This window comes from Paractinoplanes brasiliensis, from assembly GCF_004362215.1.
Classification (GTDB): Bacteria; Actinomycetota; Actinomycetes; order Mycobacteriales; family Micromonosporaceae; genus Actinoplanes; species Actinoplanes brasiliensis.
This window is the reverse complement of sequence record NZ_SNWR01000001.1, coordinates 4380513-4393938: the sequence shown is the minus strand read 5'-3', so window position 1 is coordinate 4393938 and position 13426 is coordinate 4380513. Positions and strand designations below refer to the sequence as shown.

The 13426-nt window shown below is 69.5% G+C and carries 14 protein-coding genes; 12 read left to right on the top strand and 2 right to left on the bottom strand.

Annotation, left to right across the window (positions count from 1 at the left end):
* Positions 1-3 precede the first annotated feature (3 nt).
* On the bottom strand, positions 4-774 hold the full coding sequence (locus C8E87_RS19885) for a TetR/AcrR family transcriptional regulator C-terminal domain-containing protein (protein ID WP_203720416.1): 771 nt from the start codon (positions 772-774) through the stop codon (positions 4-6).
* Positions 775-883: 109 nt separating this feature from the next.
* Between C8E87_RS19885 and C8E87_RS19880 the strand changes: the two genes are divergently transcribed.
* The 12 genes from C8E87_RS19880 to C8E87_RS19825 all read left to right on the top strand — a co-directional run bounded on the left by C8E87_RS19880 (position 884) and on the right by C8E87_RS19825 (position 12878).
* Positions 884-2404: an MFS transporter gene (locus tag C8E87_RS19880; protein WP_133874487.1), complete on the top strand. Its 1521-nt coding sequence runs from the start codon at positions 884-886 to the stop codon at positions 2402-2404.
* Positions 2405-2505: 101 nt separating this feature from the next.
* A complete protein-coding gene (locus C8E87_RS19875; RefSeq protein ID WP_133874486.1) occupies positions 2506-3153 on the top strand; it encodes an alpha-ketoglutarate-dependent dioxygenase AlkB in 648 nt (215 codons plus the stop codon).
* A 460-nt stretch (positions 3154-3613) separates the two neighbouring features.
* The gene (locus C8E87_RS19870; RefSeq protein ID WP_133874485.1) at positions 3614-4312 is read left to right on the top strand and encodes an ABC transporter ATP-binding protein; all 699 of its coding nucleotides are present in this window, start codon (positions 3614-3616) and stop codon (positions 4310-4312) included.
* Positions 4313-4413: 101 nt separating this feature from the next.
* On the top strand, positions 4414-5124 hold the full coding sequence (locus tag C8E87_RS19865; protein WP_133874484.1) for an ABC transporter ATP-binding protein: 711 nt from the start codon (positions 4414-4416) through the stop codon (positions 5122-5124).
* A gap of 1 nt (position 5125) precedes the next feature.
* Entirely contained in the window at positions 5126-6004 is an 879-nt protein-coding gene (locus tag C8E87_RS19860) for a branched-chain amino acid ABC transporter permease (RefSeq protein WP_133874483.1), read from the top strand.
* A 46-nt stretch (positions 6005-6050) separates the two neighbouring features.
* Positions 6051-7064 (top strand): branched-chain amino acid ABC transporter permease, encoded by a 1014-nt coding sequence (locus C8E87_RS19855; protein ID WP_133874482.1) that lies wholly within the window; start codon positions 6051-6053, stop codon positions 7062-7064.
* 199 nt (positions 7065-7263) lie between these two features.
* On the top strand, positions 7264-8526 hold the full coding sequence (locus C8E87_RS19850) for an ABC transporter substrate-binding protein (RefSeq protein ID WP_133874481.1): 1263 nt from the start codon (positions 7264-7266) through the stop codon (positions 8524-8526).
* Positions 8527-8571: 45 nt separating this feature from the next.
* Positions 8572-9315, top strand: a complete 744-nt coding sequence (locus tag C8E87_RS19845) for an SDR family oxidoreductase (protein WP_133874480.1) — start codon at positions 8572-8574, stop codon at positions 9313-9315.
* Positions 9312-10088 (top strand): SDR family oxidoreductase, encoded by a 777-nt coding sequence (locus C8E87_RS19840; RefSeq protein WP_133874479.1) that lies wholly within the window; start codon positions 9312-9314, stop codon positions 10086-10088. The genes C8E87_RS19845 and C8E87_RS19840 overlap by 4 nt, the downstream gene beginning before the upstream one ends.
* On the top strand, positions 10085-11077 hold the full coding sequence (locus C8E87_RS19835; protein WP_203720415.1) for a phosphotransferase family protein: 993 nt from the start codon (positions 10085-10087) through the stop codon (positions 11075-11077). Before C8E87_RS19840 ends, C8E87_RS19835 begins: the two co-directional genes overlap by 4 nt.
* Entirely contained in the window at positions 11077-12279 is a 1203-nt protein-coding gene (locus tag C8E87_RS19830) for an acyl-CoA dehydrogenase family protein (protein ID WP_133874478.1), read from the top strand. The genes C8E87_RS19835 and C8E87_RS19830 overlap by 1 nt, the downstream gene beginning before the upstream one ends.
* A complete protein-coding gene (locus tag C8E87_RS19825; RefSeq protein ID WP_133874477.1) occupies positions 12276-12878 on the top strand; it encodes a TetR/AcrR family transcriptional regulator in 603 nt (200 codons plus the stop codon). The genes C8E87_RS19830 and C8E87_RS19825 overlap by 4 nt, the downstream gene beginning before the upstream one ends.
* On the opposite strand, the gene C8E87_RS19820 is transcribed toward C8E87_RS19825, so the two are convergent.
* Positions 12835-13371, bottom strand: coding sequence for a DUF6886 family protein (locus tag C8E87_RS19820; protein ID WP_133874476.1), 537 nt, complete (start codon positions 13369-13371; stop codon positions 12835-12837). The two genes, C8E87_RS19825 and C8E87_RS19820, sit on opposite strands and share 44 nt — an antisense overlap.
* Positions 13372-13426: the final 55 nt, after the last annotated feature.

The following is a 13426-nucleotide window of genomic DNA, read 5'->3' as shown; positions in this document are numbered from 1 at the left end:
GTCTCAGCGCTCGCCCGGGTCACCCGCGTGGCCCGGGCGGTGCTGTTCCAGCCACGCCTCCAGACCGTCGAGAATGCGTTCCAGGCCGAAGGCGTACGTGTCCGCGAGCAGTTTCTCGGGGTCACGGTTGAGCGGGGCCACCTGCTGCCGCCACTTTGTGTACTCGGGGTTGTCGGGCGCGAGCCGTTCGAGATGAGGCTCGATGTCCTCGGCGACTTCCGCGTACGTCATGCCGGTGCGCGTGAGCGCCGACTTGATCGCCGCTTCCGAGGTGGCCGAGCCGATCGCGTGCGAGTTCAGCAGGGCCGTCGCGTGTGACAGCTCGATGTTGGTGAAGCCGGCCGCGGCGAACAGCGCCACCAGCCGCTCGCCCAGGCGCATCGCGTTGGGTCCCAGGGTTGGATGCCGGCCGAGCAGGCCGAGCACCCAGGGGTGCCGCAGCAGCGCCGAACGCATGCCGTGGGCGACGACCGACGCCGCTGTCCGCCAGCTGGTGTCGCCCGGCTCGGGAACGTAGACCTCGCCCAGCACCTCGTCAACGACCAGTTCGAGCAATTCGTCCTTGTGGGCGACGTGCCAGTAGAGCGAGGTCGCGCCCGCGTCCAGCTTGGTGCCGAGCCGGCGCATGCTGAGCCCGTCCAGCCCTTCCTCGTCGAGGATCTCCATCGCCGCACGGACGATCTGCTCACGGCTCAGCGACGGCTGCCCGCTCTGCTGGCGCGGCGGCTTCAGCCACACCGAGCTGGTGAAGGAGTCCTGGCTTTGGTTCGGCACCAGGCCATTCTATCGGCCCTCGTACGCTGTTCGAGCTGGCTAGTACAGTGTTCGAGCGGGCTGGTACGGTGTTCGAGTCGCTCGCACACCGTACGAGGGAAGGTGTTTCATGACCGAGCGCAATCCACGGCGCTGGCTGATCCTGGGCGTGCTCTGCCTGAGCCTGCTGGTCGTCGTCGTCGACAACATGGTGCTCAACATCGCGATCCCGTCGCTGATCCGCGACCTCGGCGCGAGCACCGCCCAGATCCAGTGGATCATCGACGCGTACATCCTGGTCTTCGCCGGCCTGCTGCTCACCGCGGGCAGCCTGTCCGACCGGCACGGCCGCCGCCGGGGCCTGGTCATCGGCCTGGTCGTGTTCGGCGGCGCCTCAGTGCTGGCCACGGTGTGCCAAACCCCGGCACAACTCATCGCCGTACGGGGTCTGATGGGTGTCGGCGCGGCGTTCCTGATGCCCGGCACGCTGTCGATCCTCACCACAGTCTTCGCCGAGGACGAGCGCAAGAAGGCCATCGCCATCTGGAGCTCGGTGTTGATGCTGGGCGCACTCGGTGGTCCCAGCCTCGGCGGGTTGCTGCTCGAGCACTTCTGGTGGGGCTCGATCTTCCTGCTCAACGTGCCGATCGCCGCGCTCGGCATCGTGGCCGCGCTGGTCGTGATCCCCGAGTCACGCGGCACCGCCGGCCGCCCCGACCTGCTCGGCGCGCTGCTCTCCACGATCGGCATGGGCGCCCTGGTCTGGGCTGTGATCTCGACAGCGCAGCACGGCTGGACCTCCGCCTCCACACTCGGCGGCTTCGTCGTCGCGGCGGCCGGCCTGATCGCGTTCGCGCTGTGGGAGCGCCGGGTCGCCGAACCCATGCTGCCGCTGCGACTGTTCCGCGACCGCAACTTCGCCGGCGCCAGCCTCTCGATCGTCCTGCTCTCGTTCTCGGCCGGCGGCGTGCTGCTCGCCCTGACGCAGTACCTGCAGTTCGTCCTCGGCTATGAACCCCTGAAAGCCGGCACGGCGTTCATCCCGATGATCGTCACCGCCATGGTCTTCAACGGCGTCGGCGTCGTCATGGACAAGAAACTGGGCACCCGTACGGCCCTGGCTGCCGGGCTGCTGCTCATGGCCGCCGGATTCGGGATCCTCACCACGCTCACCCCCGGCGACGGATACGGCAAGCTGGCGATCGCCCTGGTCGTCATGGGCATGGGCAGCGGCACGGCGGGCCCCGCGGCTTACGGCACCCTGATGGCCGCGCTGCCCCCCGAGCGGGTCGGCGTCGGCTCCGCCGTCAACGACACCGTGCAGCAGGTCGGCACGGCGCTGAGCGTGGCCGTGCTGGGCAGCGTCCTGACCGCCACCTACCGGGCCGCCATGCCCACCGACGCGGCCACCCAGGCCCGTGACTCCATCGGCGACGCCCTCCGCATCGCCGCCACCACCGGGGACGCGGCCCTGGCCCGGGTCGCCCAGGAATCCTTCGTCTCCGCCATAGCCTCGACATCCCTGATCGGCGTCCTCGGCGGCCTTGCCGCAGCAATCGTGGCCGTCGCGGTCCTGCGGCCCAAGCCCCCAGCACCCCCGTCCCCCGAGCCGGAACCGTCGTCCGTCAGCGCCCCCTCCACCTCCCTGTGACTCGATTGAGTAATCGCGAGACCCCGCTCGGCGGGAAACGGGCACAACTTCGGCCTGTGGACAACTGAGGGATCTTCGAACAGTCGTACTAACATGGCCGCATGACCAGCACCTATCAGCCGTCGATGTTCGACCTGCCCGGCGACGCCTGGGGCGATCCCGTCTCCGGCGTCGGCGAGCTGGCCGGTCGCGTCACCCGGCATCAGCTCACCGCGGGCGCCTGGGTCGACGTGCTGCCGGGGTGGCTGCACGGGTCCGACGCGGTGTTCGAGACGCTGCTGGGCATCGACTGGCGGGTCGATCGCCGGCAGATGTATGACAACGTCGTCGACGTGCCACGCCTGCTGCGGTGGTACGGCGGCGACGAGGAGTTGCCGCATCAGGCGCTCGTGGCGGCCAAACAGACGCTCAACTCGTATTACGCCGACGAGCTCGGCGAAGAGTTCGTCACCGCGGGCATGTGCCTCTATCGCGACGGCCGCGACAGCGTCGCCTGGCACGGCGACACGATCGGCCGCTCGGCCCGCCACGACACGATGGTCGCCATCGTCTCGCTTGGCTCGCCGCGCAATCTCTCGTTGCGGCCCCGAGCCGGCAATCACGAGACGCTCCGCTTCCCCCTGGGCCACGGCGACCTGATCGTCATGGGCGGCTCCTGTCAGCGCACCTGGGAGCACGCCATCCTCAAGACCGCCAAGGCCGTCGGCCCGCGCATCAGCGTCCAGTTCCGCCCGGTCGACGTCGCCTGATCCCCGGGGAGGCCATCACCACTCACCGACTGGCTTTGCAGAGAGCAGCGCGCTGACACACGCGTCCGGACTGCCCGCGATAGGGGGCGCCGGCGGTAGGGGGCGCCGGCGACAGGGGTGCCGGCGACAGGGATGCCGGCGAATCCGTGAGGCAGGGCTGCACGGCCGAGCGGGGCCGATGTGCCCTGCGGCCACGTCAGCCTGGCCGCGAGCCGGGTTTGAGAGAGGTCGCGGCGACGAGAGGGCGCGGCGGCGAGAGCGCGCTGTTCGGCGGGCAAGCCGATCGGCCAGGCGCGCCATGTGCTGAAACGCATGGAAACAACTTGGAAACAAGCGGTTGACGTGCGCGGCGAGAAAGTTACACTGCCAGTGTAAATAGTTGACCTTCACGCTCTACAGAGGACGGCCTTGCTGAGTGGCCGTTCGTCAGGCCACTCCGCCGCCCCGAGCCGAGGTGACCATGTCAACGGATTCCGCTGAGTCAGGTCTTTCCCTCCACCACATCACCGTTCGGTTCGGCGGGCTGCTGGCCCTCGATGACGTCTCGCTGCGTGTCCCGCCGGGGCGAGTGGTCGGCATCATCGGGCCGAACGGCGCCGGCAAGACGACCCTGTTCAACGTCGTCAGCGGGTTCGTCACGCCGCAGTCCGGGGCCATGACCCTCGACGGCAAGCCGTTCCGAGCCCGCCCCCATCAGCTCATCCGGCACGGCCTTGCCCGCACGCTGCAGGGTGTCGGCCAGTTCGACGGCATGACCGTTCTCGACAACGTGCAGGTCGGCCCGCGCAGCGAGAACGACGCCTGGGCCGCGCTCGAACGGTGCGGCATCGCCGAGCACGCCCGCCAGTTCCCCAAGACCCTCCCGTACGCGAAACGCAAGCGCGTCGAATTGGCCCGCGCCCTCGCCGCCCGGCCGCGCATCCTGATGCTCGACGAGCCCGCCGGTGGCCTCGACACCGACGAGATCCGCTGGCTGGCCGACCTGATCCGCGAATCCGAGTGCACCGTCCTGCTGGTCGAGCACCACATGGAACTGGTCATGTCGGTCTGCGACGAAATCCTGGTGCTCGACTTCGGCAAGCCGATCGCGCTCGGCGCCCCGGCCGAGATCCGCTCCAACGACAAAGTCGCCGAGGCGTACCTGGGGGCAGCCGCATGAACGCGACCACCAAAGACCCGGGAGCCGCCGCATGAACGCGACCACCAAAGACCCGGGAGCCGCCGCATGAACGCGACCACCACTGACCCGGGAGCCGCCGCATGAACGTGACGAACCTGCTCGAGGTCGAGGGCCTCACCGCGGGCTACGGCGCCGCGCCTGTGCTCCACGACGTCAGCCTCACCGTCGAGCCTGGACAGATAGTGGCCGTCCTGGGGGCGAACGGCGCCAGCAAGTCGACCCTGCTCCGCGCGCTGTCCGGGCTGATCCCGGTCGAGAAGGGCAGCGTCCGCTTCGACGGCCACGATCTGCGCCGGCAGAAGGTCGAGCGGATGGTCCGGCTGGGCATCGCCCACGTCCCCGAGGGCCGGGGCGTGGTCACCGAGCTGACCGTGGAGGAAAATCTGCGGCTCGGCGGTCTCTGGCGCAAGCCGCAGCCGTCACTGGACCCGATCTACGAGCTGTTCCCGCGCCTGGCCGAGCGCCGCCGCAACGAGGGGCATCAGCTTTCCGGCGGCGAACGTCAGATGCTCGCGATCGGCCGGGCCCTGGTCGCCCAGCCCCGGCTGCTGCTGCTCGACGAGCCCTCGCTGGGTCTCGCGCCCCTGGTCACCGCCCAGATCATGGCGTTGCTGCGGGACCTGCGCGACCGTACGGGCCTGGCCGTGCTGCTGGTCGAGCAGAACGTGCGCAGCGCGCTCTCGATCGCCGACCAGGGGATTGTGCTCTCGCTGGGCCGCATCGTCACCCGCCACGACGCCGCGACGCTCGTCGACGACGACGAGCTCCGGCACGCCTACCTGGGGTTCTGACATGGACCGTTTCGTGTTCCTCACGTTCGACGGCCTCAGCCGCGGCGCCGTGTACGCCGCGTTCGCGCTGGCCCTGGTGCTGATCTGGCGGGCCGCCCGCATCGTCAACTTCGCACAGGGAGCGATGGCGGTGGCCACGGCGTACGTGGGCTATTCGGTTGCCGATGCCACGGGCTCGTACTGGCTCGGTTTCGTCGTCGCGATCGTGGCCGGGCTGCTGCTGGGCGCCGCCGTCGAGCGGGTCGTGATGCGGTTCGTCGACCATTCGTCGCCGCTCAACGGCGTGGTGGTCGCGCTCGGGCTCGTGCTGATCATCCAGGGCGTGCTCGGCATGATCTACGGCAACGAGTTCCGGCCCGCCGCTGCCCCGTTCAGCCGTGACGCGTACGAGCTCGGCGGGGTCGCCCTGCTGTCCCGCTACGACCTGTTCGTGTTCGGCGCGGTGGGCGCGGTGGTCGTCCTGCTCACGCTTCTTTTCACCCGTACGCCGACAGGGCTTCGCATGCGCGCAGCCGCGTTCGCGCCGGACGTGTCGCGGCTGCTCGGCGTGCCGGTGGGCGGCATGTTGACGCTCGGCTGGGCGCTGGCCGCGGCGGTCGGCTCGCTGGCCGGGCTGCTCGTGATCCCGACCGAACTGGGTCTGCACCCGACAGCGATGGACATCGTGTTCATCTCGGCGTTCACCGCGGCCGTGCTCGGCGGTCTCGACAGCCCGATCGGCGCGGTGCTCGGCGGCCTGGTCGTGGGCCTGCTGCTGTCGTACATCAGCGGTTATCTCGGCGCCACGGTCGCCCCCATGGCCGTGCTCGCCCTGCTCGTCGTCGTCCTGCTCAGCCGCCCCGACGGCTTGTTCGCCCGCTCGAAAGCGAGAGCCGCATGAGCCGAGCCGAGATTCACACCGAGCCCGCACGGCCAGGAGGTTCAGCATGACCGCCGTCCAGGACAGGGCCGGGACGAGAGCCGCGGCACGGACCCGCCCCCGACGCGTCCACCCGTTGATCGTGGTCGTCGTGGGCGCCGTGATCGTGGTCGTCCTGACGTACACGCTGCCGCCTTTCCGCACCTATCAGCTGGCGACCGTCGGCGCCTACCTGTGCGTGACAGCTGGCCTGACCGTCCTCACCGGACTCAACGGCCAGCTCTCCCTCGGCCACGGCGCCCTGATGGCAACCGGCGCGTACACGCTCGCGCTCTGGCAGAACAGGTTCAACCTGCTGGCCGTCGGCATCCTGCTGGCGGTCCTGGTCACCACGGCCGCCGGCGCCGTGATCGGCCTGGCCGCCGCGCGTCTCCGCGGCCCCTATCTGGCCGGGCTGACCCTGGCCGTGGCGGTGGTCGTCCCGAGCATCACCAGCACGTTCGACGAGACGTTCAACAGCGACCAGGGCCTGTCGGTCATGCTGAACCCACCGCCCGGGTCGGTGACCAACGAGCAGTGGCAGGCCTGGCTGTGCTGGGGCGGCGCCCTGCTCACGGTGTTGGTGCTGGCGCTGCTGACGCGCGGCCGCTTCGGGCGGGACATGCGGGCCGTACGCGATGACGAAACAGCCGCTCGCCTGGCCGGGGTCAGCGTTGCCCGTACGCAGGTCTGGGCTTTTGTGGTTTCCGCCGCGTGCGCCGGACTGGCCGGAGCCCTGTTCGCCGTCATCGCCCAGAGTGTCTCCCCCGGCGCCTTCCCGCTCACCTTGTCGCTGTTCCTGCTGATGGCGATCGTGATCGGCGGCCTGGGCCGGTTGTCGGGCGCGCTGATCGGCGCGGTGCTGCTGGTGGCGTTGCCCGCGCTCGCGCACGAGATCGGTGAGGCGGCCGGCTCGCAGCGTCTGGAGGGCAATCTCGCGCTCACGTTCTTCGGCGTGGTCCTCGTCGTCGTCATGCTCGCCGCGCCGGGTGGGCTCGCCTCCCTGCGCCTCCCCGTCAAAAGGCGCACCCCCACCAGGTAGCACGCCCACACCCGCACGCCTCCCCACCAAGCAGCGCACCCACCCGGAACGCATCCCCGCCGAGCAGCGCACCCCCCACCCGAAACAGACCTCGACAAGAGCCCGTCAAGAAGCGAAAGAACGAAGGAAGCCGCAAGAAGTCCGAGAAGCAGCAAGAAGCGCAACAAGCCGTCAAGAAGCGCAAGAAGAGAGGCCACTGATGAAACGCACAGCGACCGTCCTTGCCGCCGTGCTGCTGGCCGCGGCCGGCTGCAGCAACTCGGACGGCGGAGGCAGCAGCGGCAGCGCCGACACCCCTGGGGTGACCGACACCGAGGTCGTCGTCGGCACCCACATGCCGCTCACCGGCCCCGCGGCCGCCGGCTACTCCAAGATCGCCCCCGCCACCAAGGCCTACTTCGACTATGTGAACGCGAACGGCGGCGTGCACGGCCGCAAGATCACGTACAAGATCATGGACGACGGTTACAACCCGGCGAACACGCAGCAGGTCGTTCGTCAGCTCGTGCTGCAGGACAAGGTGTTCGCGATCCTGAACGGGCTGGGAACGCCGACGCACAGCGGTGTGCTCGACTTCCTCAAGACCAACCGGGTGCCGGATTTGTTCGTGGCGAGCGGCAGCCGCAGCTGGAACCAGCCCGACAAATATCCCGGCACGTTCGGCTTCAACCCGGACTACACGGTCGAGGGCAAAATCCTCGCGACCCACGTCAAGGAGACGTACGCGGGCAAGAAGGTCTGCTTCCTCGGGCAGGACGACGACTTCGGGCGGGACAGCCTGGCCGGCATCGAAAAGGTCCTCGGCCCGGTCGCGGCGAAGCAGTCGTACGTGACCAGCAACCCGAACGTCGGGCCGCAGATCGGCGCGCTCAAGGCGGCCGGCTGCCAGGTCGTCATGCTGGCCACCGTGCCCGGCTTCACGGCGTTGTCGATCGGCACCGCCGCCAAGATCGGGTTCAAGCCGCAGTTCGTGGTGACCAACGTCGGTTCCGACCCGACCACACTGGCCAAGTCGCTGGGCGCCGCGGCGCCGCTGCTCGAGGGTGTGGTCGCCGCCAATTATCTGCCGCTGGCCAACGACACGGCGAACCCCTGGATCCAGCTCTACACGAAGGTCAACAAGGAGTACAACGGCGGCGCCGAGCTCGACAACAACGTCGTGTACGGCATGTCAGTCGCGTACCTGTTCGTCCAGGCTCTGCAGGCGGCCGGCAAGGACCTCACCCGCGACGGCATCATCGAGGCGGTCGAGAAGGGTGGCTTCACCGGTCCGGCTCTGGTGCCGGTGCGCTACTCCGCCGATGATCATTCCGGGTACGCTGGCGAGCAGCTCACCACCATCGAGGGCGGCGTGGCCAAGTACTTCGGCAAGCCGTACCGGACCGACGACGGCGACGGCGCGGTGGAGGTCTACGAGGCCGCTGCGGTGGCCCCGCCAGCAAACGGCATCCCCGCTGCCTAAGGTGGGCTGCGGGACAACTGATCAGTAACGACCGAGGGAGTGGCGATGGCGGACCAAGTGGCGATCGTGACCGGAGCCAGCCGGGGTATCGGGTTCGCCATCGCGCAACGTTTCGTGGCCGACGGATACAAGGTGTGCGTCACCGGCCGGGACGCGGCGGCTCTCGACTCCGCCGCGAAGGACCTGGGCGGGGCCGAGGTCGCGATCGGCGTGGCCGGCAAGGGCGACGACCCCGACCACCGGGCCGCCGTGATCGACACCGTGCTCGGCCGGTTCGGGCCGATCACCGCGCTGGTCAACAACATCGGCATCAACCCGGCGTACGGGCCCATGGCCTCGCTCGACCTGGGCGCGGCCCGCAAGATCTTCGAGGTCAACGTGGTCGGCACGCTGGGCTGGGTGCAGGAGGCGCTGCGCGGCGGGCTGGACGAGGGCGGCTCGATCGTCAACATCTCGTCGGTCTCGGGCGTACGCCCGGCGCCCGGCATCGGTTTCTACGGGGTCACCAAGGCCGCGTTGATCCACCTCACCGAGGAGCTGGCCGTCGAGCTGGCCCCCAAGATCCGGGTCAACGCGGTCGCCCCGGCCGTCGTCAAGACCAAGTTCGCCACCGCCCTGTACGAGGGACGCGAGGAGCAGGTCTCGGCCGGTTACCCGCTGGCCCGGCTCGGCGTGCCCGAGGACGTCGCGGGCGCGGTGGCGTTCCTCTGCTCGGCCGACGCCGCCTGGATCACCGGGCAGACCATCGTGGTCGACGGCGGCGTGACCCTGACCGGGAAGATGCAGTGAAGCGGGTCGTGGTCACCGGCGCCGGGGGCGGGATCGGCGCGGCGCTGGCCCGCCGGTTCGCCGCCCAGGGGGCCGAGGTCATCGTCAACGACCTCGACCCGGCCGCGGCCGAGGCGGTGGCCAGCGAGATCGGCGGTCTGCCGGTGCCGGGTGACGCCGCGAACGAGGACGACACCCGCCGCCTGATCGACACGGCCTGGGCCGAGCTGGGCGGCGTCGACCTGTTCTGCGCGAACGCGGGGGTGCTGAGCGCCGGCGACGAGACCACCCCCGACGAGGTGTGGACGCGTGACTTCGCCGTCAACGTGATGTCGCACGTCTACGTCACCCGCGCGCTGCTGCCCCGGTGGCTCGACCAGGGCGAACCCAAGCGGCTGGTGATCACGGTGAGCGCGGCCGGGCTGCTCTCCCTGCTCGGCAGTGCCCCGTACGCCGTCACCAAACACGCCGCGCTGGCCTACGCCGAGTGGCTGCGGGCCACGTACGGGCATCGGGGTTTGATCGTGCAGGCGCTCTGCCCGCAGGGGGTGCGCACCGACATGCTGACCCGCGGCAGCGCCCAGGGCAGTGCGAGCGCGAACCTGCTGGCCGAGAGCGCGCTCGAACCCGACGTCGTCGCTGCCAAGGTCGGCGAGGCGCTGGAGGGCGACAGCTTCCTGATCCTGCCGCATCCCGAGGTGGCCGAGTTCTATCGGCTGCGGGCCGCCGACACCGACCGCTGGCTCGGCGGCATGAACAAGATGCAGCGTGCGTTCGAGGGCGGCGCCCGGTGAAGGGCCTCGACCTCTCCCGCCTGCAGGCCTACCTGAGAAGCGGCGAACTGACCGGCCGGATGTTCGCGGGCGGACGGTCCAATCTGACGTACGCGGTGACCGACGGCGACAACCGCTGGGTGCTGCGCCGCCCGCCGCTGGGGCACGTGCTGCCCACCGCCCACGACATGACCCGCGAGCACAGGGTGCTGGAAGCCCTCTCCAAGGCCGGGTTCCCGGCGCCGCGCCCGGTGCTGCTGTGCACCGACCCCGACGTGATCGGCGCGCCCTTCTACCTGATGGAACACGTCGACGGGAAGATCTACCGCGACATCGCCGACCTGGAGGCGCTCGGTCCCGAGGCCATGCGCGCCCTGGCCCTCGCGCTCGTCGACACGCTGGCCGACTTGCACGCGCTCGACCCGGCGGCGATCGGCCTGGGCGACTTCGGACGGCCCGAGGGCTTCAACCAGCGGCAGGTCAGCCGGTGGAAGAAGCAGCTGGACGCGTCGCGCAGCCGTGAGGTGGCCGGCATCGAGGAACTGCACGCCCGGCTCGCCGTCGACATCCCGGCCGGCGGCCCCGGCACTGTCGTGCACGGCGACTTCCGCCTCGACAACGTGCTGATCGGCGACGAACTGCAGGTCAACGCCGTGCTCGACTGGGAGATGTCGACACTCGGCGACCCGCTCAGCGACGTCGCGCTGATGTTCATCTACGCCGATCTGCCGCTCAACGTGGCCACCGACGGCGTGCCGGCCGCGCCGCTGCGGGTGCCCGGCCACCCGAGCCTGGCCGAACTGGGCGCACGCTACGCCGAACGCAGCCGGCGTGACGTCAGCGACCTGCACTGGTATGTGGGGTTCGCCGCCTTCAAGCTCGCGGTGATCCTCGAAGGCGTGCACTACCGATACGTGCAGGGCCAGACCGTGGGCGAAGGGTTCGAGACGATCGGCAATATGGTCGGCCCGCTGGTCATGCGCGGCCACGAGGCGCTGGAGGGACACTGATGGACTTCGCCTTCGACCCCACGACCGAGGACTACCGCAAGCGGCTGCTCGCCTTCATGGACGAGCACGTCTACCCCGCCGAGGCCTCGTTCCACAGCGACTCCTGGTCTCCGCCGCCGATCCTGGAAGACCTCAAGGCGGCCGCGAAAAGCGCCGGCCTGTGGAACCTGTTCCTGCCCGGTGAGCACGGCGCCGGCCTGACCAACCTGCAGTACGCCCCGCTCGCCGAGATCACCGGACGCAGCCCGGCCATCGCCCCCGCGGCGCTCAACTGCGCCGCACCCGACACCGGCAACATGGAGGTGCTGGCCGAGTTCGGCAGCGCCCAGCAGAAGAGCCAGTGGCTGCAACCGCTGCTCGACGGCACGATCCGTTCCGCCTTCGCGATGACCGAACCGCAGGTCGCGTCGTCGGACGCCACCAACATCGGCACCCTGATCGAACGCGACGGCGACGACTACGTGATCACCGGACGCAAGTTCTACATCACCGGCGCCATGAACCCGAACTGCAAGATCTTCATCGTGATGGGCAAGACCGACCCGGACGCCGCCCGGCACGTGCAGCAGAGCATGGTGCTCGTTCCGCGCGACACCCCCGGTGTGACGGTGAAACGCGGCATGACGGTCTTCGGGTACACAGACGGCGATCACGGCGGGCACGCCGAGGTGCTGTTCGACGCCGTACGGGTGCCGGTGTCGAACTTGATCGGCGAGGTGGGCAGCGGATTCGCCATCTCGCAGGCGCGACTCGGCCCGGGCCGCATCCACCACTGCATGCGGCTGATCGGGATGGCCGAACGCGCGCTGCAACTCATGTGCACCCGGGCCCTCACCCGTACGCCGTTCGGCAAGCCGCTCGCCGAGCAGGGCGTCGTGCAGGACTGGATCGCCGAGTCGCGCGTGCGTATCGAGCAGGCCCGGCTGCTCGTGCTCAAGGCCGCCTGGCTGATGGACACGGTCGGCAACAAGGGCGCGCACACCGAGATCCAGGCGATCAAAATCATCGTGCCGCAGACCGTCGAGTGGATCGTCGACAAGGCGATCCAGACCCACGGCGCCGCCGGAGTCGGTCAGGACACACCGCTCGCCTCGCTGTGGGCGGCGGCACGTACGCTACGGCTCGCCGACGGTCCGGACGAGGTGCACAAGCGCTCGCTGGCCCGGCGGGAGTTGAACCGCTACCGGAGCGCCGCCTCGTGACTTCAGGACAGCAACGCGTCGACGGGCGTACGGCCCGTTCCGAACGCACCAGAAACGCCATCGTCGACGCCCACCTGCAGCTGATCGGCGAGGGTGACCTGCGCCCGACCGCCGACCGCATCGCCAAGACGGCCGGCGTCTCGCTGCGTGCCCTGTGGAGCCACTTCGCCGACATGGAAGCGTTGTTCACGGCCAGCGGCAAACGGGTGCTCGAGGTGCGTGACGCCGCGCACCGCCCGATCTCCCCCGCTCTGCCGCTGCCCGAACGCATCGACGCCTACTGCCGGCAACGGGCTCGCCTGCTCGAACAAATAGGACCCACGGCAAAGGCGGCGGCCGTCAAGGAACCGTTCTCCGAGACGCTGCGACGCTATCGCCGCATGCACGTCCAACGGGTCCGCGACGAACTGGCCGCCCTCTTCGCCGACGAGCTCCGCGGAAACGACGAACTGCTCGACGCCCTCACCGCCGTCAGCATGTGGCCGACCTGGTCGACGTGGCGCGAAAACATGGACCTCTCGGTGAACGCCGCGCGGGCCCGCCTCAACCGCACCATCACGGCTTTGCTGGCCTCGCGTTCCGCAGCCGAATTCCGCTGAACCCGAGCGTGCTCCTGGTGACCTCGTCCCAGAACGGCCACAAGCTGGGGAGCACCCGCAGCTGAATCCCGGCCGCCGCGTGCAGGTCGAACAGGTCACCCACCTTTTCCGGCGGCCCCAACGGCTCAACCGTCTCGGTGGCCACCATCGCATGCCGCTCGGCCCCGATCACCCGGAACGGCGCAGCCGGCAACCGATAGGCGAACAGCTTCACCGTACGCATGGCCTCCAGCCACCCGAACTCAACGGCGTGCACCCTCACCCCGCACCCGGCCCCCACAATCCGCTCCCGATCCACATCGGACGTGGTGTCCTCGACCCACGCCATGGCCCGCGGACACTGCCGCGGAAACCAATAGTCGGGCGCCCGATCAAACCCCACACCCCAGACGTACGCCTCCCCCTCCACCGACGTGGGCGCAACGTGCGGCACAAACCGCGCGATGGTCGGGTCTTCACTGAAATGCAGAACTTCCCCATCCCGAGGCCGCATCCCTCCGTCTTACCGCACGGAGCGAGCGCAGAGGGGGCATGTCTTCGTGCAGCCG